Below are 25639 nucleotides of genomic sequence, written 5' to 3' on the forward strand. Positions count from 1 at the left end.
TAATGATCAGCCGTTTTAAATCAGCAAGCATAGTTTTTCTGCAAATCGCCCTTGTTTGGCTTATTGCTTTAATTGTAATCAGAGTTGTAGAAGTTGTGGTTAATGGATTAATTCATCAATTCCCGGCTAAGCTATTTAGTTTTATGCTGTGGTCATGGCTGGCAGACCTGAGCTTTTGGCTAAAATGGCTGATTTTTGAATTTATTCTATTTGTTCCGCTGTTTTTTGTACATCCTAAACTGGCTAAAGTTAGTTTTAAAGTATTTGTTGCCATTACCATCTTCATTCAGCTGGTGCTCTGCCAGTATTTTGCTACCGCCCTGGTGCCTTTGGGAGCAGATTTTTATGGTTACTCTTTTGCGGATATCAAGCAAACTGTTGGCGCATCCGGTACCGTAAGCATACCTTTAATTTTAAGTTTTTTATTCGTAATTGCACTCCTGGTCGTTACACTTAAGCGATTGCCAAACCGTATCAAGGTTCCGTTATGGCTGGCCTGGTCTTTACCTATACTGTCTGTTTTTTATCTAATGACCAGTGGCGAAGCGCATCTTTTCAAAAAAAACTTTGAAAATCTTTTTGTCAATAACCTCGCGCTGAATAAGGCCGATTACTTTTTTAGCAGTTCTTATACTCACTTTTATCCCGGGGATGAGGATGTGGATATTTATGCTGATGCCTACATTGGAGATTATGGCGACGGTAGTATTGCGCCCCCAACTTTCAGCTACCTGGGTGGCTCGGAATACCCATTTTATAGGAAAGCGAACGATCGTGATGTTCTGACACCATTTTTCAATAAAGCCACCGGTAAACCAAATCTTGTGATCATAATCGTTGAAGGCTTGGGCCGGGCGTTTACCAATGAAGGTGCCTATCTGGGAAATTTCACTCCTTTTATCGATTCATTAGCTAATAAAGGCCTTTACTGGAAAAACTTTTTAAGTGCTGGTGGGCGTACGTTTGCAGTACTCCCGTCTTTAATGGGATCTTTGCCTTTCGGTAAAAACGGTTTTCTTGAGCAGGGGCAGCAAATGCCAGATCATCTTTCTTTGTTCAGTTTGTTGAAATTTAATGGCTATAAAACATCATTCTATTATGGAGGAGACGCAAGCTTCGATAACATGAGCCTATTTCTTCAAAAGAACAGTGTCGATGAAATCAGAGACCTCAAGTCCTTTTCGGCAGGTTACCCTAAGCTGCCGGAAGAAAATGGATTTTCATGGGGATATGGAGATCAGGAGCTATATCGGTATTATCTGGCAAGCAGGCCTTCAAAAGCCACCAAACCTGCAGAGCTGAACGTAATTTTAACGGTCACCACGCACAATCCTTTCCTGATTAATGAACAGGAAAAATACAATTCCAGGTTTGAAAAGCGGATGACGGACCTGGGGTTCGACGAAGCTAAGAAAGATAATTATCGCAATTACAAAAATCAGTATGGCACTATTTTATATGCCGACGATGCTTTGAAGAGCTTTTTTAACAATTATAAGAAAAGAGAAGACTACGCCAACACCATTTTTTTAATTACCGGCGATCACCGGATGCCTGAAATCCCGATGAGTAATAAGATAGACCGCTATCATGTACCTTTAATTATTTATTCGCCGCTGTTAAAGCGTAGTGCGCAATTCGCATCCATATCTACACATTTTGATGTAACGCCTAGTTTGCTCGCCTATCTTCAGTCGGGCTATGGTATAGACTTACCCGGTGCTGTAAGCTGGCTCGGATCGGGACTTGATACTGCACGCTCATTCAGAAATGTGCACAGTTACCCGCTGATACAGACCAAAACCGAGATGGTCGATTTTATCCAGGGCTCCTATCACCTCAACGGCACATCGCTTTATCAAATAGGCGACAATATGCAAGAGGAGTTAGTAAAAGATGAGGTGAGTTACGAACGCATAAAAAATGCCTTCGAAAGTTTTAAGCGGAAAAATGCAGGTTTGGGTTCAAAGGCCAGGGTGCTGCCGCCATCGGTAATTTTAAAATATCGGCCGGCGAAGAAATAGCTATTTTTTATTGTACTCGCGTTCCTGATCAAGGATGGTGGTCATCATCGGGCGATAGAAATTCCAAAAGAAGCTAGATCGTTCCATCGGGTTACTGGTATCGTAGAATAACCATTTGAATGCACCAATCCCTTTGAAATAAGAGGAAGACAGGCTTACCGGGTTGTCGCAGAAATCTCCGGAGAAGTAATAGAAGCGATAATCGGTTTCTTTGTGCATCAACACGGCAGGGAAAACAGCACTTAGCCCATTTGCCTTCAAAAGCGCCTCCCCCTTTTGGTTAACATCCATCCTAAAGCTGGCAACCTGTGTATTAATCGCCCTGTTCGGCTGAATAACGTCAAACCAGAATGCATATTTAATCTCTTCAGGCAAACCCAGTACTTTTTGTCCGTATTCGCCACTGATAATATGTGGCATCGGGTCTTTTAAGTCGCGGCCATCCTCCAGAATGATAACCCTGTCCTGATCGCTAACCAAAGCAATGCCCGACTTTTTAAACGGCCAGTTGTTGTTATTTGCCCGTTTATAATTATTAATGAGCCATCGCGGCAGTTCCTTATTTCTTGTCGTATCAAGGCTTTCAAAAAAGCGGCCTGTCCAGCCGGTCCAGTGCATCGCGAACATATCCTCAAACTGCTTTCTGGTTTCTCGGCTTGTAGGGCTTCCTATGCTATTAAATTCTGTGATAATGAGCTTCTTTTTCTGCTTCATCTGCTTTAATAACTCAATATCCTGGCTACTCATCCCACCATAAACCATTCCGGAGCGTTCGTTGTTATTCTTTTGGGTATACCATTCGTTTCGATAAATGCCGTAGGTATCAGTAAAATAAACCAGGTTAATATCATCACTTAATTGCTGTAGCTGATCATTGTTAAAACGCTCCAATCCCTTCAGGCGAAATTTTTCTCCCTCCAAGGGGAAAAAACCAAAATAATCGTGGTCAATTTTATAAAACTTACTTGCTGTTTTTGTTAGTTTCTCATGATTTAATATCCATAAGAAGGAGATGTGTTCCTGGCCTGCGGGTGTAAGAACTGTTTTATCGATTATGGCAGCAACCATTTTGGTTTTTGGGCTTAAATACCAGCAGAGCCACATCGTTAATGGAATGCCTGCAGCAGCAGCCAGTACAATCCATAGTTTTTTTACCTTCCTTTTCATTAGAAACGTCTGATGTAGCCAATCCCAAGATCAAGTTGATTGCCTTTGGTGTCGGGCCTGTATTCCTGGTTCTCTAACCCGAGGTTAACGATGAGGATATTAAGCGATTTAAACGCTTTCCGGTAACCGAGCGTGATGTTATTTGATCGCAGCTTGTAAGCCGTGTTTCCAATTAAAACATTATTCTGGGGATCATCTGGCGATAAACCAGTGCCCAGGCGAAGGCTAAAATAATCATCGGCACCACCAAAATAGTACCGGGTGGTTAAGGCGAAAGATTGAGAAACCTGATCGTTGGACGGGGTTAAAAAAGTCCGTAAATTAAACCAAAAGCTTTTGTAGTATTTCCCTACTGATGCGGTATAGCTCCAGGTTGATTCGCCAAAGGTTAAATAGCGAAATCCAGCTTCTGCTTCGAAACTTGCCGGTAGGTTTGCATACAATGAAAAGCCTGCACGGTAGTGAGGGAACACGCCTACGTCGTTAGAATACCCGCCACTGATATAGGCCTGGAAGGTGTTTGATATACGCGGATATGCGTCTACCTCGAACTGAAGGCCGTTGCGGTTAAAACGGTTCGCATAGTTTACCCTTCCGGTAACCGAGCCCAATTTGGTTTGCCTGCTATAGTCTATACTCACAATGTGCCATGGATCATCGAATTGTTTGTCGAAGTATACAAAGTCGTAATTGAGTCCTATCTTGTTTTTGGAAGAATTTTCCCTTACTCTTGCGGCAAGTGTACGCGCTTCGGTGAGGTTGGGCGATCGTTTTAGCACCCCTTCAATAACTGCGTTTGCTTCGGTCCATTTTTTTAAGCTGTTGAGTATTTTAGCTTTCAACAGCAGGAGGTCATCGTCTGTAGGATGGAAAGTAAGGCCTTTATTTACCTCGAGCAGGGCCTTTTCATTATTGTCTTCCCAAAATTCGAGGGTAGAATTAGCCAGATGTGCATCTTTGTTATCCGGCTGTTTCGCTAAAACCATGGCGAAAGCTTGCCTGGCACTATCAGGTTGCTTGCTCCAGGTATAAACCCTGCCTAAAAAGATCCTGATATCTGCATAGTCCGGACTTTTAGCCAAAGCCTTTTTACTGAGGGCAATGGCCTTAGGATAGTCTTTTGAATCGAAAGCTGCAGTTCTTGCCTGGGTAAACAGCTCGTCTGCACTGCCTTCCTGCGCTTGCGAGAATTTGGAGAATACCAGGGCTGATAATAGCAATAAATAAAATTTGGGCTTCATGATAGCAAAAACTAGATTTTTATCAGACAGAAAATTACGAATGGCGTTGAGGAAGTTCAATGCGAAAGACTGTTCCCTGTCCTATTTCAGAGGTAATGAACATTTCACCATTTAGTTTATCGATGAGGTGTTTTACCAGCGATAAGCCAAATCCGTAACCTGTTTCACCTCCGGTGCCTTGTTTTGTGCCAATACCTCCTGTTAAGATTTGTTCAATTTCGTCTTCCGTGATTCCGACGCCGTTGTCGGCAACCACGATCCGTAAAATATTTGCTCCCGGTTTCACCACTACATCAAGGTCTACGTTTATCGTACCCCCGCTCGGGGTAAATTTTACCGCATTGGAAATCAGGTTCCCATTAATCTGCAGCAGCTTGTTTTTCGAAAAAACAATATTTTTTTTGTCTGGGTTAATATTGATATTCAGATTGATCTTTTTACAGGTTGCCTGCGGTTCGTAAAGCTCCTGAAGCTTGGCGCGGAAACTGCTGAGGTCAAATTCATTAACACCTGGACCTTTCACTTCATCATTACCAGAAAGTATTTCGTCGGCAAGATCTAAAAGTGATTTACTTCCGCTATGAATGAGTTTGATAAACTCAATTACCTGATCCAAATTGGCGCTTTTCCCTTGCTCAGTAATAATTTCTGACAGACCTATTATCCCTGCAATTGGTCCGCGAATATCATGAGCAACTTTTTTGGTCGATTCCTTAACATCTTTTAAATTGTTATGCAGCAACTCCATGGTCTGATAGGTTTTTATCCTGTTCATGATCTCTGCAGCAATGATCTTCAATAGCTCGATTTTCTCCGGGCCTAATGTTTTCAATCCGGTATCCAGCACACAAAGGGCACCGATGTTTAATCCGTCGTTATCCTTTAATGGTACGCCAAAATAATAACGAAGGGACAGCGGAGCACCGACATAGAAATTTTTGTTAAAGCGGTCATCTGCCGAAAGATCCACTACCTCGAACTGATCGTTTTGTGTAATCGTGTATTGGCACACAGACTCTTCCCGGGTCATCTGCTGTAAATCAAGGCCATGTCTGCCTACCGTCCACTGGGTATAGGCGTCGATGAGGTTAACCAATGAGATTTCTGTACCGGCTACTTTCGCGGCCAGATGGGTAAGGTCTTTAAAACTTTCAGACAGGCTTCCATAATCAATATCGAGATCGGATAACCTTAAAAGCCTTTCAGCTTCGTTATATGGTACAGGATAATTTATTTCAGACATGGGCTTATGTTGCTAATGTGGAATAATCATTTGCTTATCTATAGGGCTAGTATTGTCCTATCAAAAACATGCCGAAGATAAGGTTTTGACGGCAAAAATTCAGGAACACAACCTATATGTTTCTTAATTATTCTGGTTAGCAGCAATGGCAGAATATTGAACAGGGATATTTTATGGGGCCTGGGCTATGCTTCTGAAAATAAATCTCCTTTCAACTATCACTATTGCTGCGGGCCGCAGTTCGAAGACACCAAATGATTCTTTGCAATTGAATAAGCGATCTTGACAGGCGGTCGGCTGAAAAACCTTCGCAATGACGCGTATTTAGCCTCGCTAAACAGGCCGTTTTTAACGCCACAAACCCAGTTGAAAATGGCAAACTGAATAATTTGAGTTGATCGTTTCACTAACTAAGGATGCCCTGGCCCTACATGACTAATTTGCTAGAGCTGAGCCGTACAGACAAAATATTTGAGCCGTAGAAGAAAGCCTTGGGTGTTCCGAATGTTGATCTTTGTTTCATGAACAACATCACAAAAATTCAATTGGGTCAAAATGGCCCATTCGTATCTAAACTTGGTTTGGGCTGTATGCGTATGTCTTCTGTATGGGGTGGTGCTACACCCAGCGAAACAGAAAGTATTGCCACCATTCAGGAAGCATTAGATAATGGCATTAACTTTTTAAACACAGGCGATTTTTACGGCGCCGGTCATAACGAAATGTTAATTGGCAAAGCGATTAAAGGCCGGCGCGACGATGCTTTTATCAGCGTAAAATTCGGTGCCATCTTTCATAACGGCCAGTGGCTGGGATTAGACCTGCGCCCCATGGCGATCAAAAATTTTATCAATTATTCGCTAACGCGTTTGGGGATCGAAACCATCGACCTCTACCAGCCTTGCCGAATGGATGGCAGCGTGCCGGTAGCAGACATCATCGGAACGGTTGCCGACCTGATTAAAGAAGGTAAAGTGCGTCACATTGGCGTGTCTGAAATTACAGCTGAGCAGCTTCATCAGGCAAATGAAACTCACGCCATCAGTGCGCTTGAAATCGGCTATTCGCTGGCCGACCGTCAGATCGAAAACGAACTGTTGCCTGCAGCAAAAGAATTGGGCATTGCCGTAGTGGCCTTCGCCAATACCGCTGAAGGTTTATTAACCGGCGACATGAAAGCGCCACTTGCAGAAAATGATTACCATAACCATTTCTCCCGTTTTCAGGGCGAAAACCTGGTTCATAACCTCGAAAAAGTAGAAGTATTGAAACAATTAGCGCACAACAAAGGCTGTACACCTACACAGCTTGCTATTGCCTGGGTAAAGGAGCAGGGCGACCATATGATGCCTCTAGTAAGCATGAGCCGCAGATCGCGCCTGCCCGAAAATATTAAAGCGCTTGATATTGTATTTACACCGCAAGAAATGAATACTTTAAATACTACTTTTGCAGTAGGTGCCATACGTGGCGGTACTTATTTACAGCGTTAAATGACCAATCCAAAAGAAATCCTCCCAGGCCTGATCTTTTATTCTTACCTCTCTGCCCAGCGGAAAGAGAAAGTGTGTTTCTGGAACCACCATACCCTGGTACTGCAGGTGTCGGGGCAGTTCACCTTAGAAACCGCCGGGCAAAGTATTTCGATGAGCGGAGGAGAACTGTTGTTGATTGGCAAAAACCAGCTGGGTACGCTCACCAAAACACCACTGCCGGGAGGAAACTATGAAACCATCGTCATATCCCTGCAGGAAGAACTTTTGCGCAAAATCGTATTGGAAGAAAAGTTAACGGCAGACCATAAATACATTGGTCCGCCAAATATCCTGATTCCATCAAACGAATTCCTGGAAGGATATTTCCAGTCTATTGTTCCCTATGCCCGAAGCTCGGGTGCCACCATGACCAATGAAATGGGTATTTTGAAAGTGAAAGAAGGCATTAAACTACTATTGCTTGCCCTACCGGCACTGCGGAACTTTTTGTTCGACTTTTCAGAACCGCATAAAATAGACCTGGAAAAGTTTATGCTGAGCAATTTTCATTTTAATGTACCTATCGAAAAATTCGCGCAGCTTACCGGTCGCAGCCTGGCCGGTTTTAAACGCGATTTCCTGAAAACATTCGGTGCGCCGCCCCGCCATTGGCTGCAGGATAAACGGCTAAGGGAAGCCAAACACCTCATCGAAAGCAAACATCAAAAACCATCAGCCATTTATCTCGAGCTTGGTTTTGAAAGCCTGTCGCACTTCTCACATGCTTTTAAAAAGAAGTTTGGTATGGCACCTACGGCGATAAATGCGTAGGGTATGGATTTAAAGAAAGGATATTGGGGTTGTTGTTTTTAGGCTGGGGCACTAAACTTGCTTTAGATAAGGGGAATTTGCACACGCGGCACGCGTGCGCTAGCAAGGTATTCCTATGAAATTATTAAGGAGCTATGTATTGCAGAAGAATTATTTGCAATTGATAATATAATCGATATTTTTGAGCCATTTAAATCTAAATCATGTCTTTTATACGCACTCCTCATCATGCTTTCGCAGTAATTCTACCTGTTTTATTACTTTTGTTCGGTTGCAAAAAAAATCCTCTTCCAGATCCGGCCATCATTGTTTCTGTACAAGACATTAGCAGCGGCTTCCGCTTTAGTACCTCCATTACCAATGTTAATATCGAAGATATACTGGAATCAGGCGTGGTTTGGAGCGAGAACGAAAACCTCGTTAAGGGTGCTGCTTTTAGCTATTTTAGCCCTACTCCACTTACGAACTTTTCTTATGATGTGGTTGCTGGTTTTACGAGAGGTAAAAGGTATTTTGCCAGGGCATATTTCATTGATAAGGATCATCAGCTTCGATACAGTGAAGTGGTAGCTTTTGAGGGGAAGAATACTTTTGGTCTGGGTATTTCACTGCCACAACAGAGTTATACCTGGGGAGATGAGGTAGAGGTTAAAGTTACCAATGCCAATGACGCTGATTTGGCCTCAGTCACTATCGTGATTAATGGCAAGATACGTTTGAAGCCTTCAAAAACTACTCAGGGCAGCGTTTTCTTTAAAGTTCCCTCTGAACTTTATACTTATCAGAATTCGGTTTCCCTTGAACTGTACAATCAAGCCGGTTTAAACACTTATTTTAGCCTACAGCAACCACAGTTGCCAGCTGATTTTTTGATTGTGGATAAAGTTGGGGGCACCGTGAAAGTTACAGGAAATTATTTTAACCCTAACATTGATAGCAATATTGTGATGATTGGGGCGACGAAACTGGAAGTGATAAAGGCAGAACGGACAGCGCTGGAATTGAAATTGCCCTTAGCCGAATTTGCCTATAGTGGTAATTTTTCTGTACAGACAGGAAAGGACCTGATCACGACTTCGAAAGCTGTTTCGAAGGTTTACAGGTTTTTAACGCAGGTAAGTGAGCTGCCAGGTGTAGCTAGATATAAGGGGATTATGGGAAGTATTAACGGCAAGATTTATTGTGGTCTTGGTGCTGATATAGATACACGAGGGCTTAACGATTTTTATGAATACAATCCGGGCGCTTCAACCTGGCGAAAACTGGCAGATTTTCCGGCCACACTATATGGTGCTGGCGTGAGCTTTACCGCAAAAAATAGGCTGGTTTTTATTCCCAACGCCATTGGCACTGCCTTCACGAGTGATGTATATCAGTTCGATATAGAAAATAATGCATGGAAAAAGAGTAATTCTTATCCAGGTACAATGCTGAGTAGTTATACGCTTTTTGCCAGTGATAATTATGGTTATATGCTGGGTGGTGGGTATTCTAGTTCTACTAATTATGTTTTTACCGTGAAATCTTTTAAAAGATATGATCCAGCTGCCGATACCTGGAAGGTGATGCCCGATTTTCCAGGCACTTCAAGAAGGGACTTCAAATCTTTTAAAGTGGGTAATAAAGTGATCGTTTTTGGTGGCCAGTCGATGTGGGGAACCAGCCAGAGTTTATATCCTACTGATTCCTGGTCGTTTGATCTTATTTCAGAAACCTGGAAACAAATCAAAGATGTTCCATCATATATTTATGCAGTCAACTGTTTTAGTTTTGAAGCTAACGGAAAGGCTTACATCGGCGGTGGAATGAGTTCCGCTGGTGTAATCAGTTCATCTATTTATGAGTACGATCCCATTGCGGATACATTTGTAAAAAAGGACAATATTATCGATAAATCGATGTTAGTAATGAGTGCTGCTACATCAGTGGGTGGACATGGCTATATCATGTTTGGTAAACCTTCTTACGACTATCACCTACAGCCTTTAAAAGGAGTTTTTCGTTTTGATCCATAATTTGGCGGAGCTATTTTGTACGATATTAAGAAAGAATAGACATCCCATTGAAAAGGTTTTTAAACTGTCAGCCCCATTTAGTCTTAGCGTCTCGCTAAGATCAAAGCCAAATTAATTATAGATATACCTTTAACAAAAAAAGCCCCTGACCAGCACAAGTCTTAGCACATAGAACAATGGGCTGGATGACTTGTGTATTCACTTGTTAATTTAACGAAAACACAAATCTCACCAATGTTTCTGGGCCGGGACACTAGACTTGCGGTAGATAGGCTAATTTTTTAAATATATATAAATTTCTAAGTAGCTGTTGCAATTTTTGTTAACATAAGTTGCTTGTAAGTTTAGTAAACGGTTTTTTAAACCATGTGTAATATCAATGATCCCTTTACACTTCCTCTAACACCTGTTACTTAATTCTAATGAAAGTATATTCCTAACGAGGTATGCTTATCTTAGACAATCTTCAGTACTAATAAAATATGGGCTATACCGATCAAGAATTAATTGCTTTGTTATTAGATAAGAATGGGATACATCGACTTCCAAGACTGGAGTTTGCTGAGTTGATGAAAAAGAAGCCATATGATAAAGTTGTAGGCAAAAGAACAATCTTCATCGACTTAAAATATTGGGTTAGTTTCCGAATGGCATTAGAAGATGATATAACAATGAAACTAGAACAAAAGATCCTATATAAAAGTATCCATAAAAATCTATTGCAATTAGTAAACAATAATATAGCTGTTTGTGTCACTTCTGACTCAATCTTAACCGAAGTAGAAAAAATGCCACTGGATAGGAAATTGGAGACAGCGAGAATAATGGATAGTTTGCAGGTAGTAGTTGTATTAAACGGCCTTAACGCATGTACATTCGAATATATTAACATTGATCTAATTGCGGCTGGTAAGGAACCTATTGATCAATACCATTTGAGTTCAGTGTTTGAAGCAAACAGATTTCTCTCAGCAGTTACATTAAAAAAAATGGAGAATGAGCCTGATTTGTTATATAATATTATGTATGACTCCATGTCCGAAATGATGGTTCGGGAATATCTGGAAGAAACTAACGGAGATTTTTATGATTCTTCTGGAAAGTTCGCTGAACTATTTAATGATATCAAATCGAAAGATACAGCTAAACACAGTTATGAGGAACTTCTTGTCCAAGGACTGGCTTCTCAATCTGAATCATTGAGCAAACTTATTAATTATAAACCAATAAGTAAAGTAAATCCTTTAGACAACCTATCTCTTTATATAGAGTCTGCACCTTTTCTCTACCTTAATTCAGCCATTCTCGCTGCCATCAATATCGAAAAGGCTAGAAAGGTTCAAAAGAATGACTTTTACGATCTTTCGCATTCCTGCATAGGCGTAGGTTATGCTGACTATTTTTTTACGGAGAAAAAATTTCATCATCTTTTAAAAACAAAACCAATCGATTGTACAGCACATTACAAATGCAAATTATATTCAGACCCTTTTGAAATTTTGAATGTGGTAATAAATCTTAATAGCCACATTTAGTTCATAATACTAAATTTAAAGTTACGATTATAAGATTGATGATCTACGAAAAGTGGTGTCACTGATTTATATTTTGGCTAACATCATATTTCAATGAAATCAAATAAACATGCTCATTTCGGATGTGAGCAGTATTCAAATTAGAATCAAGGAACTTTAACTATTTTTTAATTGGGAATAAAGACACCTCGCTTGCGCACGCGTACCGCGTGTGCATGTTTGCAAGAGCAGAAAATTGAGGTTAGTTAAAAATCCCTATTAAAAAAAAAGCCCATCTTTCGATGCGCTTTTAATCTTAGCGGAGAGCTGGAGTGTCGAAATTTTGGAAGCCTCAGCAACCGTTATTTTTACTAAAGTCATGTTTAAAAAGTACCTTATTATTTTGCTCAATATAATCGCCCGATACAATCAAATAGGGATGATTGGGCGAATAGCCGGCGCTGTGGCTTTTTACCATTATTTTGTCGTTAACTTTCAGGCCATTTAACTGCTGAAAATCCTTAAGCGTGAATTGCATCATATATTCTTCGCCATCAATCCTAACGATAAGCCATTTTGGTCCTGATTTCGCGTTTGCGCGCTGAAAAGTAACCGAGGTGACCACGGCTTCCATGTAACTGAAATCCTTTATATACTTCTTTATTTTATCATGACTGGCATGCACTTTTTTACCTTCAGGAGAAAGCTCCCATTTTTTGTACCTGATCCCGTCAGGAGAGGCTTCCCATTTTTTCTTGTCCTCCACCATGCGGGCTTTCCGCTCAGCGGTAGACAAGGGTTTTGGGGATGGCTTAATTTCACGATTGGCAAATACTAATCCGCTCACCACAACCAGTGGTAAGATCAGCACATAGATGGTTTTTTTCATATGTTTCATATCCTTTCAAAATTGATTAAGCGAATCTAGTTTGATATTTTTTGGATGGAGTGATTTGGATTGTAAATAAAAATGTAAATTTTGTAAATAAATCGTAAATCGTATTAGAAGGCTGATTATAGCCTCGCTGGGACACGCGCAATGTCATTAAGTTAGCCCATTCGACACAAGCAAAAATAATTTAACCACAGATAGAAAGGATGCACACAGATATGAAAATCCGTGTTTATCTGTGTGCATCTGTGGTTAAAGCCATTCTGATCGTAGCGTCACGCTATGACCCAGGCAGCAAAAATAATTTAACCACAGATAGAAAGGATGCACACAGATATGAAAACCGTGTTTATCTGTGTGCATCTGTGGTTAAAGCCATTCTGATCGTAGCGTCTCGCTATGACCCAGGCAGCAAAAATAATTTAACCACAGACAGAAAGGATGCACACAGATATGAAAATCTGTGTTTATCTGTGTGCATCTGTGGTTAAAGCCATTCTGATTGTAGCGTCACGCTATGACCCCAAGCAGCAAAAATAATTTAACCACAGATAGAAAGGATGCACACAGATATGAAAATCCGTGTTTACCTGTGTGCATCTGTGGTTAAAATTTACTGCGTGCGTTTCTTTTCCTCCTCACTGGCCGAAGTTCTTTTTCTGGCCGCGGTTGGATTACCGCCCAACCGGTACGAAAAGCTTAAAGTAGCACTGCGTGTATCGTTCTTCTCATAAAAACCATTATGTTGATTTTCGTAATCAACATCAATGCGGTAGGCATTTCCATAAAACATATCGTTTACAGCCAACCTTAAAGTGCCTTTGCCCTTAAACAAACTCTTGCTCACACCTGCGCTCACATCATAAAGCTGTGCAAGTTTATAAATGCCCTGTATGGTAGGAGAAGAATACCATGCGCTGATTTCTGCTTTCAATCCCTGTGTTTTGTTCAATGTAAAAGCATGATTAGTGCTTAGGTAAATACCCCAAACATGGTAATCATAACGGGCCTGTAAATATCCCGACTTTTCCTGGCGGTAAGAGCCCTGTGCATAATTATTAATTTCCCACCAGGAAGCTGGCTTAATGGGAAAGGATGCCGAGAAACCCATTTCCTGACTCAAATCGAGGTTTCTTTGGGTATCATAAAAGAGTTTTGAGTTGTTATCCTGTACCGAGATATTACTAAAATAATCAACCACCCGCCGTAGGTAAAATGAAATGTTATATTGCTGTTTATAGGTATAGCCCAGTTCGCCATTGTAAATAAAAGCAGGTTGTAATGCAGGGTTTCCTTCCAGGTAAGTGTAAGGGCTGGTATAAGATTTAAAAGGGTTTAACCTCCAGTATTCAGGTCTGTTGATCCTCGAATTATAAACGAGGTTTATTTCGTTGTCTTTATTCATTTTATACGCTACAAAAAGCGTTGGGAAAAGCTTAAAATAGTGGTTCTGGTTATTGGTATTTAATACCAGCGATTTTCCGTTTGTTCGGGTATATTCACCCCGTAAACCACCCTCAAAGCTCCATTGGCCAGCATCTCCGCTAATACTGGCATAAATAGCCGATATGTTTTCTGCATATTCAAAGCGGTCGCTGCGGTTAGGTACCAACTCAGGACCGGTTGTCGGATTATTATAAAAATCAAAACTGTTGCGTGTGCGGATACTGCTATATTTTACGCCCGATTCAAACGTCCATTTATTCCAGAACTTATCTGTATAATCCAGCTTTCCCGAATAGATATCGATATTCTGGTCAGACGGGGTAAAGATGTGGTAATTGTCGGGAAGCAGATTCCCATTACCCAATGTGCCATAAGTATCTACCTGTTGGCTGTTTTTGTTCTGGTAAGGCACATAATCTAAATCCACATTAATATTCCGCCCGTTGGTATCTAATTTGATCTTGTAGTTAAAATTGAAACTATATTGATAGGCTTTTCCGTTAGAAACATTTTGGGTATGAAGAATGGAATCTGGTAGTGCCGAGTGGTTGTTAACAATAGTCGTTAATGTACTATTTGGCCTGCTGTTCGCACCATTGTAGCCATTTACCAAAATACCGATTACCTGTTTGTCGGTCAGGTTGTAATCTGCGCCGATTTTATAACTATTGGCCTTTCCCGAACGTATTCCCGATTTATCATTCTTCCAGTCTGCATAGTTTCCCGGCGAATCGAAAATGATGTACTCACTTTCTGTATGGTCCTTTTTACGTCTGCTGTAGCCATAACTGCCATATACATTCAATTTGTCTTTCCGATAGTTGAACACCATACTGGGGTTATAGCTGCTATAGGTTGATTGGGTATAACCGCCGGAAAGCACCAGGTTAAAGCCGTCGCCTTTTGGTTTTTTAGAAATAATATTGATTACTGCACCGCCCTGGGCATCATACCTCGCCGTTGGATTGGCAATAATTTCTATTTTGGCAATATTGTCCGAAGGAAGGCTCCGGAGATATGCGGCCAGATCTTCTCCCGATAACCTGATGGGCTTATCATCCATGTAAATCACCACACCTTTATTGTTCGCCGTTACGCCGCCGTCAAAACGGGTCTGTACGCCCGGTGCTTTGCCCAATGCATCCCAAACCGTTGCACCACTTGCTACGATGCTATTTTCGACATTGAATATCACCCTGTCGATTTTTCTCACAATAAGTGGTTTTGAAGCTGATACCGTTACCTGCTCCAGGGTTCTATCGTCACTGATCATCACGATCACAACCGAATCCATCGGAAGATTCAATGTTTGAACCGTATTTTTATATCCAACAGCATTAGCCTTTAAAATGTAACTGCCTTTAAAAGGCTGTGGGAAACTGAACAACCCGTTTTTTGAAATCTGGATGGTTAGGGTCGAGTCTCCACGCTGCAAGCTGATGGTTGCCCCATCAATTGGTTCACCGGTTTTGTCGGTTACCAAACCTTTATGTAATTGCGCTAAAGTGACCAAAGGGAAGCAGAAAATAAGGAGTAGGGTTAACTTTTTCATGTTTCAAAACTAAATGCTTTACATGTTAAGCAAAGTTAATCTCGGTTAAATATGGTTAAATCTTCGGCCCAGACTTCTATAGATAAAATGAATTGTTGAATTTAGGGGAATGAAATGGCTTCGCTCCAGATATGTTCTTCCGCTGGCGGTTATTACGCTGATCATTAGCCTGTGCCTGCAATGTGCATGGATAAGGCAGTTGTATCTGGCGCAAAAGAAATCGGTTACTACAGTACTCGAATCTATTGTTAGCGATGCTTCGAGTCAGATAAGCTATCAGAGCATTGTGAAGGGGCATGAAAAAAGCACCCGTTTTCAGCAGTTTTTCCTCTCACCGGAATGGCTGGTGCTCAGGCATGCTTTTGATGATTTAAAAGTGGATAACCTGCGCAGCCGGTTCCATTATGGCATTACCAATGATAGCTCGGTGGTAGAAATGAAAATGTCGTTCCCGAACAATCCCAAAAAGCAAACCGATCATAAATCAACTTCCGTTATCGATGGCAAATCGCAACGGGAAGTTTCGCTGGAAGATCAGCGCGACCTGAAGGTGATGGATAGTTTGGTGAACCATCGGCTCAATGGCCTGGGTGTAGCTATCGATAGGCACTATGTCCTTTACGACTATTCCAGTGGGAAGTTGGTGAAAGGGAAAGCAGTTGCTAAAGATGCATCTGCTTTCGCCAGTGGGAAATATACCTATAACCTAAAGTTTCAGAACCAGTATCAGCTGGTGGTGCCCAGTATTACCTGGCTGATCATTTATCAGATGAGGTATTACCTCATTTCGTCGTTCCTGATGCTGGCGCTTACAGCAGCCGCGTTCTACCTGCTCATCAGGCTGATGAAAAATCAACAGCTTTATGCCCAGGCGAGAATGAGCTTTACCAGTAACATGACGCATGAACTCCAAACGCCAATCTCGACGATTGCTGTGGCTCTTGAATCGATCAGTAAATATCATTTGATTGATGAGCCCGAAAAGTTGCAGAATTACATCAATATAAGCCGTCATGAATTGCAGCGTTTACAAGCGATGATCGAAAAGGTGCTTAAGCAGGAACAAATGGACCTTGGGAAAACAAAATTGCAATTTACCCTCTTCGAAATTCAATCCGTACTTAAACAGGTGATTTTTTCGATGGATATTCAGGTACGCGAGAAGAATTCGCAGCTTATACTTGTGCCTTCTGATGAGCCTTATTTTATCAAAGGTGATGCGATGCATCTTGCTAACGTATGTTATAACCTGATTGATAATGCATTGAAATATTCGCCGGCCCAATCCAAAATTGAGGTCTCCTGCAGCATTGCCGATGGCGAGTTAACCATCAGCTTTAAGGATGATGGTCCGGGGATTAAAGAAATTTATCAGCAACAGGTTTTTGAGCGCTTTTTCAGGATTTTTAGCCAGGATAATATCCACAATGTGAAAGGATCCGGCCTGGGGCTTCATTATGTTAAACAGGTGGTAGAACTCCACGGCGGGCGTGTTGCGCTGCAGAGCAAAATAGGGAAAGGAAGTAATTTTATGGTCATTTTGCCCTTATATGAAGAAAATTAAGGTTTTATATGCAGAAGATGAGCCTTTTTTGGCGCGCATTGTGCTCGATGGCTTAACCAGCAGTGGTTACGAGGTAAAGCTGGCTTTAGATGGAGCGCTTGCCTGGGCGCAATTTGAAGCAGAAAAGCCTGATATCTGTGTACTCGACATCATGATGCCCCAAAAGGATGGTTATACCTTGGCGGCCGAAATCAGAAAATCTGATCCCAATATTCCGATCATCTTTTTGAGCGCAAAAGCCCTTACCGAAGATGTGGTGATGGGATTTAAAAGCGGTGGAAACGACTATCTTAAAAAACCTTTTAGTATTGATGAGCTGCTGGTGCGGATGGAATCACTTTTAAAGCGGTTTGGCCCTGCGAACAACGGGGAAAACGATACCGATAGAAAATATTGGTTCAGAAACTGTGAACTCGATCCTGTAGCCCAAAAACTAAAAACTTCTGTAGGTGAATATTCACTTTCTTATAAAGAAGCTATCCTGCTAGAATTATTACTGAAAAACCGAAATAACATTTTGGAACGTGAGGATGCGCTGATCAAAATATGGGGAGAAGACAGTTTTTATAATGGCCGGAGTATGGATGTTTTTATGGCACATCTGCGAAAGCTCTTAAAAAGCGAACCTGAAATACAGATCATCAGTTTGCGTGGAGTAGGATATAAACTCATTTGTTGATGATGTGTTATTATTGAAATTATAGCATGGCCCCCGATTTAGTTGCATGATTAAAACTGCATTAAAATTTATGATTGGCGGCTCGGGTAAATTATAATACAATTAAGACCTGATCGGACGTAAAAATGAAAAGGGCCCTCCCCAATGTCATCAAGTTAAAAGATAAATCTCAAAAAGATGTCACCCTGAGCCTAGTCGAAGGGCTTTTATTTGCGATTTATCATCTCAAGAAGTCTTCGACTACGCTCTCCACAGGAGTCCTTCGGACAGACTGACAACCGCGGTAATTAACTTAATGACATTGGTTCCTCGCGGCCTGATTGGATATATTTTGGTCAATCTTTAAGATGCCTTGAATACTGCATGGCAAATAGTTGAGGCTACAGTTTGGATTGGAATCAGCTGAACTTTAGCCGAAAAGCCATTTTTAGACATTATATTATTGATTTATAGGATGTTGATGTGGTTGAAAAGTGATGACTATCAGTTTTCAATCTGGTGCGCCTCATAAAATTTGGCGCAGAACAGGGTAGGTTTGAGCAACAGTTTAATCCAATAACCCTGCTATGAAAACATTTAACATATTCCAGAAAAAAATCAGACCTATCATCTTATTGTTTATGCTCTCACCGCTGGTAACAGTGGCGCAAACAACATATCAGCTTTCGCAAACAGCCGGCAATTCAGTTAAGGTATCGGGCACATCCAATGTCCACGATTGGTCGATGACATCCAAACAGTTCGAAAGCACAGGTACATTTAATTTCAATGCCCGTGGTGAAATGACAGATGTAACAGCCCTAAAATTTACCCTGGCGGCAAAGAGCCTCAAAAGCGGTAAATCTGCTATGGATGGCCGAACCTATAAAACACTTAACGCAACTGAGTTTCCTAAGATAAGCTATCAGCTCACTTTTGCAACAGTTACCATGGTACAGGCAAAAAGGTATTCGATTCAGACCACCGGAATCTTGACCATTGCCGGAAAAACACAAAGCCTTTCAATGAAGGTAATGGCTTTGGTAAATGCAGATGGTTCCATCAGTTGCCATGGCAGCGAAAAATTAATGCTCACCGACTATGGTATTGAACCACCAAGTTTTATGCTTGGCGCAATGAAAGTGGGTAATAACTTGGTTGTCCACTTCGAGTTCGACTATGTTAAGGCATCAGTAGCAAAATAACAGTTCATCACTAAGATAAAATCATGAAAAATAAATTTACATTAGCTGCTGTCCTTATAGCAATTATAAGTTCGTATAGTTTTGGCGTACAGGCACAGGTTTCCAATCTTAGGCCTTATGATAAATCCGGTATTAATGTTTTTGAAGCACCCAAAGATAGCAATGCCGTGTTTGATAAAATAAAAGTCCGTTTTGGTGCGGGATTTACCCAGTCTTTTCAAGGGCTGAAACATGAAAACACATCGGGCGGGCTATATAAAATAACCCCGGGTTTTAATACTGCCAATGCCAATCTGTTCATGGATGTACAGCTTTCAGATGGGATCAGGCTGAACCTCACGAGCTATCTTTCTTCCCGCCACCACAACGAAACCTGGGTAAAGGGTGGATATATCCAGTTTGATAAGCTGCCGTTTAAGGGCAAACTGTGGGAAGATATTATGGCGGTAACAACCATCAAAATCGGACACATGGAAATCAACTATGGCGATCAGCATTTCCGCAGGTCGGATGGCGGGCAAACGATTTATAACCCGTTTATTGAAAATTACATCATGGATGGCTTTACAACCGAAATCGGCGGCGAAGTTTTGGTGAGAAAAAATGCACTGTTTGGTTTAATCGGTGTTTCCAATGGAATGATCAAAGGTAATATTGATAGCCTGATCGCGACTCCCCAGGATGCAAATGTGCACAAATCACCAGCCGTTTATATAAAAGGCGGCTTTGATAAACAATTGAACAGCGATTTGAGGGTGCGTTTTGCAGCTTCTTTTTATAGCAATAACAGTTCTGGCGGACAGACCTTATATGGCGGCGACCGTACCGGCTCGAATTATTTTATGGTGCTGGAAAAAGTCGGCGCAGTAAATACGACCAATGCTTTCTCCGGACGGTTTAATCCTGGTTTTACCAAAAAAGTTAATGCCCTTCAACTAAACGCATTTATAAAATTTCAGGGGCTAGAACTGTTTGCAACTTATGAAAATGCAAAGGGGAGATCAAAAACAGAGACAAGCAGCCGCGGAGCTGAGCAAATGGCGATAGATGGTGTATACAGGTTCGGAAAAACGGAAAACTTCTTTGTTGGGGCAAAATACAATGTGGTTACCGCTGCAATGCCTAATGTGGCAGCTGCCGGAACTACACCTGCAATAACTTATAATAATGATGTAAAAATAGACCGCATTGCTATTGCTGCAGGATGGTTTATGACCAGAAACATATTGTTAAAAGGCGAGTATGTGAGCCAGAAATATAAAGATTTCCCGACTGCAGATTTCCGCAGCGGAGGAAAATTCAAAGGTTATGTAATCCAGGCTGTTGTAGGATTTTAGCCAATAGACCATTTGGCTGGAGCGGTTTTGTTCCAGCCTTTAAAAATTATGATGAAGCCACTGTTAATCTTCCTTTTTTTGCTGTTGGCCGGCTTGAGGCCTGCAGGGAAAACCAAAAGTACCTCAAAGTGGGTAGTGAGTGAAAACAGTATGCTCACTGTTAATGGATCTACCAATATAAACCGCTTTTCCTGTGTAATCCTGCGGTATCCCAAAACCGATACCGTTCTGGTTTCGAAGGATAAAACAGACCATATTGCGCTTTCAGGAATCTTAAATCTGGAGGTGAAAAATTTTGATTGTAACAGTGCGATGATGACTAAACAGCTACTAAATACCCTGCAGGAGAACAGGTTTCCAGTGCTAAGGATCAAATTCCTGTCCTTAAAAGAAATCCCTTCCGAAAGTCAGAATAGTTTTGTTAAGGGTGATGTGGAGATCACGCTATCAGGGGTATTAAAAAGATTCGAAATCTGTTATCTGATAAACGTTAAACGAGGTTCTATCGAACTGATAGGGCAACAAGCCATTAATTTTTCTGATTTTCATCTGATTCCTCCACAAAAAATAGGCAGGATCATCCGGGCTAAAGATCAACTGGTTGTGGCTTTCTTTTTAAAAATGGAACGGGCAGGGTAATTCAGTTTGCTTAAATCCTACTACCGTAGTGTGGTTCTAATTAACTGTTTTTATTAACAAAAATTAACATAATCTTCGGTTAAACTTCAGAATGTCTTCAGATTTCGCCCATATTTTTGTTACAAAGGATTCAGGTCCTAACTCTGATGCTCTATTGGAGTATAAGAGTTATAAGGATTAAGAAAGCTAAGAACTTTTTATAGATAGAAATTTACAAATATTTTTCTGCCGTTGCTTGTCGTTACCTAACGGTTATCTGTCGAGACATTGGTTAAGTATTTTAACGTATTGCTCATATTCACTATAAAAAGACCATGGATAGCAAAAAGAAATTGAAAAGCTTTGGGATTACTGCTATTCCCTTTGCACTGATTAACTGCCTTAAGCATGGAATACCTTTATCTAAAAACATAAGGTTATTGGATAAACCAGCTTTCCGCTCATTAGACCTTTGCGCTACCCAGCTAACAGGTACAACTTTAAAAATTTATTCTTTTTATGAAATTACTTTTTGTTGCCCTTTTTGGGCTGTTCGCCGGTCCAACATTGTGGATGGGGGATTTTTCAGAAGCGCAGAAACAGGCTAAAGCTATGCATAAACAGATCCTGATCAATTTTTCTGGCTCTGATTGGTGCGGTCCATGTATCCGCCTACGTAAAGAGATTTTAGAATCTGAAAGTTTTGAACAATATGCCTCTACCAATCTTTTATTGGTCAGGGCGGATTTTCCAAGGCAGAAGAAAAATCAGCTTTCAAAAGAACAGATCAAACTCAACGAATCATTAGCAGAAGTATATAACAAGGATGGCAAGTTTCCATACACGGTTCTGGTAGATGAAAATGGAAAAGTACTCAAAAGCTGGGACGGATTTCCTAACGAGAGTGCACAGGCTTTCGTTTCTGAAATCGATAAACTTAAAAAATAACTTCAGGATGGCTAAACCAGTTTCTGTAAACCGGATACTCAAGCTCATGGGCAACCGCTTTGAGTTTACTGTCATCGCTGAAAACGGGCAGGCAGGTAATGAGGCGATAGATGCTGCAATAGCAGAGGTGAGGCGAATAGAAGATCTGCTAACCACTTTCAGCGATCTTAGTCAGACCAGTCTGATCAATGAAAACGCCGGGTTAAAGCCTGTAAATGTGGATGACGAAGTTATGGGGCTTATTGAACGGTCGATCAGGATATCAGAAATTACCGATGGTGCTTTTGATATTACCTATGGATCGATAGATAAGCGGCTTTGGAATTTCGATCAAAACATGACCAGCTTGCCTGATGACGCAACTGCGTTGGCATCTGTTGGGCTCATCGATTACAGAAATGTGATCCTGAATAAGGAAAAATCGACAGTGTTTCTGAAAAATAAGGGTATGCGTATCGGTTTCGGCGGAATTGGCAAAGGCTATGCAGCCGATAAAGCTAAACTCATCCTACAGCAAATGGGGATAAGCAGTGGAATTGTAAATGCTGCGGGCGATCTGGTTACCTGGGGTACACAGCTTAGTGGCCACTCGTGGACAGTAGGTATCGCCGATCCGGACCAGACCGATAGGCCATTTTCTTCGCTTAAGATCAGTAACATGGCGATTGCCACTTCTGGCAATTATGAAAAATATGTTACTATAGGTGGAAAGCGCTACTCGCATACGATCGACCCCAAGACTGGGCTCCCGGTAAGCGGTGTGAAAAGCGTGAGTATTATCTGTCCCAGTGCCGAACTGGCAGATGCCCTGGCCACGCCAGTTGTGGTAATGGGCGTAAAAGTAGGACTCGAACTAATCAACCAGATTAAACAAGTGGCCTGTATTGTAATTGATGATCATGACCAGATATATACCTCAAACAATATTAATGTGATATAAATATGAAAAGTTCCAGAACATTTTTCCTTTCAATGGTTACCGCAGTTTCGCTGGGCAGCCTGCTTAGTGCCTGTAGCAGCGTAAAGCCTTATCAAAAAAGTAAACTTAATGATGCAGATATGATTCTTTCGGCCCGCAAAGCCCAAAAATTTGAACAAAGTTTTCAGCTTTACCGCGAGGGTGCCTCGGGTGCCAACGGAGGCAAAAGCGGTGGTGGCTGTGGCTGTAATTAACATGGCGATTAGAAAATGAGAAAAATATATCTTCATGTGCTTTTCATGTACTTCGGTATCTTGAGCACCTATGCACAAACCAGGCCCGAGCCTGCAAAAGCAGATAGCAGTAAATATCAGTCACGGAAGTTAAAAGTTGATGAGATCAACCTGGTTTCGGCCTATTACCACCAGAATGGTAATAATTCTGCTGTTACAGGTGGTATCGGAACTGAGAAACTGAGCGATTTTGCCAACACCATAGATCTTCAAATGTCCAAGTTTAATAAAAGAGGTAAAAAAAATACCTTTCTTTTCGAACTCGGTGTAGATCATTATACTTCGGCTTCTTCTGATAAGATCGATCCTAGTACCATTTCTTCAGCTTCTTCGGCCGATACCCGTATTTATCCCTCACTCAACTGGACCCACTCTAATGAAGAAACCGGGAATTCATTCGGTTTTACAGGGTCTTATTCAACAGAGTTCGATTACCAATCGATGGGTGCTGCTTTTAATTTAACCCGTTTATCAAAAAACAAAAACACGCAGTTTGACTTTAAACTTCAGGCCTTTTTAGATCAATGGACGGTAATCTTACCGATAGAACTGCGAACGGGAAATACCGGAAGAGGCGGTGAGCAATATGATACTGCGCCGAGGAATTCCTTCAGTGCATCCTTTTCCCTCTCGCAGGTCATCAACCAAAAATTTCAGGCTTCGCTGATTTTAGAGCCATCTTATCAAAAAGGATTGCTGGCTACCAAGTATCAACGGGACTATTTTACAGATGGTTCGATGCGTGCTGAAACCCTGCCCGATAAGCGTTATAAGTTACCAATAGGATTGCGGATGAACTACTTTTTGGATGACCGTTTTGTGATCCGCACATTTTACCGATATTATATGGATAACTGGGGTATAAGGGCACACACGGCAGAGCTTGAAATTCCTGTTAAGATCAATTCGTTCTTTTCTATAAGCCCATTTTATCGTTATAATAACCAGGTGGGAACCAAATACTTTGCACCTTATGGCCAGCATTCGCCATCGGATCAGTACTTTACCAGTGATTATGACCTATCCACGCTGACCAGTGATTTTTATGGTGCAGGTATCAGGTTTGCTCCACCTAAAGGCGTTTTCGGTTGGCAGAGATTGAATATGCTTGAATTGAGATATGGTCACTATTCCCGGTCAACAAGCCTGGTTTCCAATATCGTATCGTTAAATCTAAAGTTTAAGTAAGCCCGGTTTATCTAAACTGCCCTTTTTCCAACAGTGAAATCGTGCTGAGCTGAATCTTGTTTAACCTTTCCTGGAGTTCGAGGGCTTTGTTTTTTTCATTGAGCAAAGCCTTCAAACGGTCTACTTCTGCCGTAAGTCTTTGTTTCTCCTGTAACTCCATCTTCGAGAAAACCTTTCCACTTTCGTAATAGCTGAAAAAATTATAGTTCAGGATTTCACTCAAGCGGACCAAAGTAAGAATATCGATAGTTGCGGTATTCAGTATCTCCTGCGTTTTTGTTTTGCTGATCTCAAGGGCGGCGGCAATGTCTGAAACAGAGATATCTTTCTGCTTCATTTCCTTCCAGATCATTAAGCCTATATGGACACTCATCTTGTATAATGGATAATTTTAAAACATTGAAATTACGGAAAGCATGCTGATTTAATCATTTTTTGTGGTAATGATAATTAGTCTAAATATTTCTTTAGCATATTATAATAATGATTGGGCACTTAAATGGTAACACCGGGAGAATCATTTTAATAACTGATGTGGCTCATATTTTTAACATAGGCTTTTTATAAACTTTATACCTATCAAAAAAGACCCATTATGAAAAAAATCCTGGTACCCGTTGATTTCTCTGCAACTGCAGAGAACGCAGCCGATTATGCAACTGATCTGGCCCATGGTATTGGTGCCAGGGTAGAACTGTTAAATGTTTTTCAGGTTCCTGAGTTTTCTCCTGCTGCCGCATCTCTGGTATGGCCGCTTGAAGAATATAAGCTGATAGAAGATGATGCTAAAAAGGCCTTGGGCAAACTGGTCGAGAAGGTTGAAGAAAAGTATAAAAAAGCGCATCATGAGCTTGGTTTTAAAGCAGAAGTATTTGGGAGATCTGTTCGTGGCCAAGTTGAACAAGAGGTTAGCAAGTATTTTGCCGAGTGTAAAATGAACCTCGTTGTGGCCGGGTTAAACCGTGCAGATAAGTTAACCAAAACGCTTATGGGCAGTGTTGCCAGAAAAATTATCGAGCAGGAAATACCTGTTTTGCTAATACCTTCGGGATACAGGTTTAAGAAACCTAAAAAAATCGCTTTTGCGACAGATTTTAGCCATAGTGATATCCCCGTTTTATGTACACTTGCCGAATTTGCAAAACCATTTAATGCCGATATACTCATTACACATACCGGTAATTCAAAATCAGAACCAGAAGGTTATAAGCATGCAACCGAAGATTTTTTAAACCGGGTTGCCGATCGGGTTAACTATAGAAATATCTACCATAGGCACATAAACAGTGAGCGGATTAAGGACGGTTTAGACTGGATCGTAGAAAACGGACAGATCGATATCCTGACCATGGTGCACCGAAAACATAGTTTTTTTCATCAGTTGCTTAAAGGTAGCTATACCCTGAGCATGTCAGATCATATTCAGATCCCGCTTTTGGTTTTACCGCCGTCACATAACATTCCGATGTAATGGATTGATAATGAATAAATTCTATTCTTAAATCTATC

At 41.2% G+C, this 25639-nt stretch carries 22 protein-coding genes; 16 read left to right on the forward strand and 6 right to left on the reverse strand.

The window, feature by feature from the left end; translation table 11 throughout:
• Positions 1 to 2: 2 nt before the first annotated feature.
• Positions 3 to 2024 carry an LTA synthase family protein gene (locus AC1RJ8_RS13545; protein ID WP_492954269.1) on the forward strand — a complete coding sequence of 674 codons (2022 nt, stop codon included), beginning with the start codon at positions 3 to 5 and terminating at the stop codon, positions 2022 to 2024.
• On the opposite strand, the gene AC1RJ8_RS13550 is transcribed toward AC1RJ8_RS13545, so the two are convergent.
• Genes AC1RJ8_RS13550 through AC1RJ8_RS13560 form a run of 3 tightly spaced genes read right to left on the reverse strand, consistent with a single transcriptional unit; the run spans position 2025 to position 5675 of the window.
• Positions 2025 to 3191 (reverse strand): hypothetical protein, encoded by a 1167-nt coding sequence (locus tag AC1RJ8_RS13550; RefSeq protein ID WP_492954270.1) that lies wholly within the window; start codon positions 3189 to 3191, stop codon positions 2025 to 2027.
• Positions 3191 to 4432 (reverse strand): YaiO family outer membrane beta-barrel protein, encoded by a 1242-nt coding sequence (locus AC1RJ8_RS13555; RefSeq protein WP_492954271.1) that lies wholly within the window; start codon positions 4430 to 4432, stop codon positions 3191 to 3193. Before AC1RJ8_RS13555 ends, AC1RJ8_RS13550 begins: the two co-directional genes overlap by 1 nt.
• Positions 4433 to 4466: 34 nt before the next feature.
• Positions 4467 to 5675, reverse strand: a complete 1209-nt coding sequence (locus AC1RJ8_RS13560; protein WP_492954272.1) for a GAF domain-containing sensor histidine kinase — start codon at positions 5673 to 5675, stop codon at positions 4467 to 4469.
• A gap of 521 nt (positions 5676 to 6196) precedes the next feature.
• Between AC1RJ8_RS13560 and AC1RJ8_RS13565 the strand changes: the two genes are divergently transcribed.
• The 4 genes from AC1RJ8_RS13565 (at position 6197) to AC1RJ8_RS13580 (ending at position 11531) form a co-directional block, all read left to right on the forward strand.
• A complete protein-coding gene (locus AC1RJ8_RS13565; protein WP_492954273.1) occupies positions 6197 to 7168 on the forward strand; it encodes an aldo/keto reductase in 972 nt (323 codons plus the stop codon).
• Positions 7169 to 7981 (forward strand): helix-turn-helix domain-containing protein, encoded by an 813-nt coding sequence (locus AC1RJ8_RS13570; RefSeq protein ID WP_492954274.1) that lies wholly within the window; start codon positions 7169 to 7171, stop codon positions 7979 to 7981.
• A gap of 203 nt (positions 7982 to 8184) precedes the next feature.
• Positions 8185 to 9996 carry a Kelch repeat-containing protein gene (locus AC1RJ8_RS13575; RefSeq protein WP_492954275.1) on the forward strand — a complete coding sequence of 604 codons (1812 nt, stop codon included), beginning with the start codon at positions 8185 to 8187 and terminating at the stop codon, positions 9994 to 9996.
• Positions 9997 to 10478: 482 nt separating this feature from the next.
• On the forward strand, positions 10479 to 11531 hold the full coding sequence (locus AC1RJ8_RS13580) for a hypothetical protein (protein WP_492954276.1): 1053 nt from the start codon (positions 10479 to 10481) through the stop codon (positions 11529 to 11531).
• Between the two features lie 331 nt (positions 11532 to 11862).
• Here the strand turns inward: AC1RJ8_RS13580 and AC1RJ8_RS13585 are convergent, their stop codons facing one another.
• Positions 11863 to 12399 (reverse strand): hypothetical protein, encoded by a 537-nt coding sequence (locus AC1RJ8_RS13585; protein WP_492954277.1) that lies wholly within the window; start codon positions 12397 to 12399, stop codon positions 11863 to 11865.
• Between the two features lie 209 nt (positions 12400 to 12608).
• Between AC1RJ8_RS13585 and AC1RJ8_RS13590 the strand changes: the two genes are divergently transcribed.
• The gene (locus AC1RJ8_RS13590; protein ID WP_492954278.1) at positions 12609 to 12893 is read left to right on the forward strand and encodes a hypothetical protein; all 285 of its coding nucleotides are present in this window, start codon (positions 12609 to 12611) and stop codon (positions 12891 to 12893) included.
• Positions 12894 to 13015: 122 nt separating this feature from the next.
• Here AC1RJ8_RS13590 and AC1RJ8_RS13595 read toward each other — a convergent pair whose 3' ends face one another.
• Positions 13016 to 15400, reverse strand: coding sequence for an outer membrane beta-barrel protein (locus AC1RJ8_RS13595; RefSeq protein ID WP_492954279.1), 2385 nt, complete (start codon positions 15398 to 15400; stop codon positions 13016 to 13018).
• Positions 15401 to 15509: 109 nt separating this feature from the next.
• Between AC1RJ8_RS13595 and AC1RJ8_RS13600 the strand changes: the two genes are divergently transcribed.
• The 9 genes from AC1RJ8_RS13600 (at position 15510) to AC1RJ8_RS13640 (ending at position 24130) form a co-directional block, all read left to right on the forward strand.
• Complete coding sequence (locus tag AC1RJ8_RS13600) at positions 15510 to 16964, forward strand: sensor histidine kinase (RefSeq protein WP_492954280.1); 1455 nt, start codon at positions 15510 to 15512, stop codon at positions 16962 to 16964.
• The gene (locus AC1RJ8_RS13605; protein WP_492954281.1) at positions 16951 to 17643 is read left to right on the forward strand and encodes a response regulator transcription factor; all 693 of its coding nucleotides are present in this window, start codon (positions 16951 to 16953) and stop codon (positions 17641 to 17643) included. Before AC1RJ8_RS13600 ends, AC1RJ8_RS13605 begins: the two co-directional genes overlap by 14 nt.
• A gap of 566 nt (positions 17644 to 18209) precedes the next feature.
• Positions 18210 to 18827, forward strand: coding sequence for a YceI family protein (locus AC1RJ8_RS13610; RefSeq protein WP_492954282.1), 618 nt, complete (start codon positions 18210 to 18212; stop codon positions 18825 to 18827).
• 23 nt (positions 18828 to 18850) lie between these two features.
• Positions 18851 to 20164, forward strand: coding sequence for a hypothetical protein (locus AC1RJ8_RS13615; protein WP_492954283.1), 1314 nt, complete (start codon positions 18851 to 18853; stop codon positions 20162 to 20164).
• Positions 20165 to 20212: 48 nt separating this feature from the next.
• The gene (locus AC1RJ8_RS13620) at positions 20213 to 20803 is read left to right on the forward strand and encodes a YceI family protein (protein WP_492954284.1); all 591 of its coding nucleotides are present in this window, start codon (positions 20213 to 20215) and stop codon (positions 20801 to 20803) included.
• Positions 20804 to 21301: 498 nt separating this feature from the next.
• Positions 21302 to 21730: a thioredoxin family protein gene (locus tag AC1RJ8_RS13625; RefSeq protein ID WP_492954285.1), complete on the forward strand. Its 429-nt coding sequence runs from the start codon at positions 21302 to 21304 to the stop codon at positions 21728 to 21730.
• A gap of 7 nt (positions 21731 to 21737) precedes the next feature.
• Entirely contained in the window at positions 21738 to 22670 is a 933-nt protein-coding gene (locus AC1RJ8_RS13630) for an FAD:protein FMN transferase (RefSeq protein WP_492954286.1), read from the forward strand.
• Between the two features lie 2 nt (positions 22671 to 22672).
• A complete protein-coding gene (locus AC1RJ8_RS13635) occupies positions 22673 to 22903 on the forward strand; it encodes a DUF4266 domain-containing protein (RefSeq protein WP_477610551.1) in 231 nt (76 codons plus the stop codon).
• Positions 22904 to 22918: 15 nt separating this feature from the next.
• Positions 22919 to 24130, forward strand: coding sequence for a DUF3570 domain-containing protein (locus AC1RJ8_RS13640; protein ID WP_492954287.1), 1212 nt, complete (start codon positions 22919 to 22921; stop codon positions 24128 to 24130).
• 7 nt (positions 24131 to 24137) lie between these two features.
• On the opposite strand, the gene AC1RJ8_RS13645 is transcribed toward AC1RJ8_RS13640, so the two are convergent.
• Entirely contained in the window at positions 24138 to 24503 is a 366-nt protein-coding gene (locus tag AC1RJ8_RS13645; RefSeq protein ID WP_492954288.1) for a helix-turn-helix domain-containing protein, read from the reverse strand.
• Positions 24504 to 24725: 222 nt separating this feature from the next.
• Between AC1RJ8_RS13645 and AC1RJ8_RS13650 the strand changes: the two genes are divergently transcribed.
• Positions 24726 to 25601, forward strand: coding sequence for a universal stress protein (locus tag AC1RJ8_RS13650; RefSeq protein ID WP_492954289.1), 876 nt, complete (start codon positions 24726 to 24728; stop codon positions 25599 to 25601).
• Positions 25602 to 25639: the final 38 nt, after the last annotated feature.

The organism is Pedobacter sp. GW822-FHT03F06 (assembly GCF_058801365.1).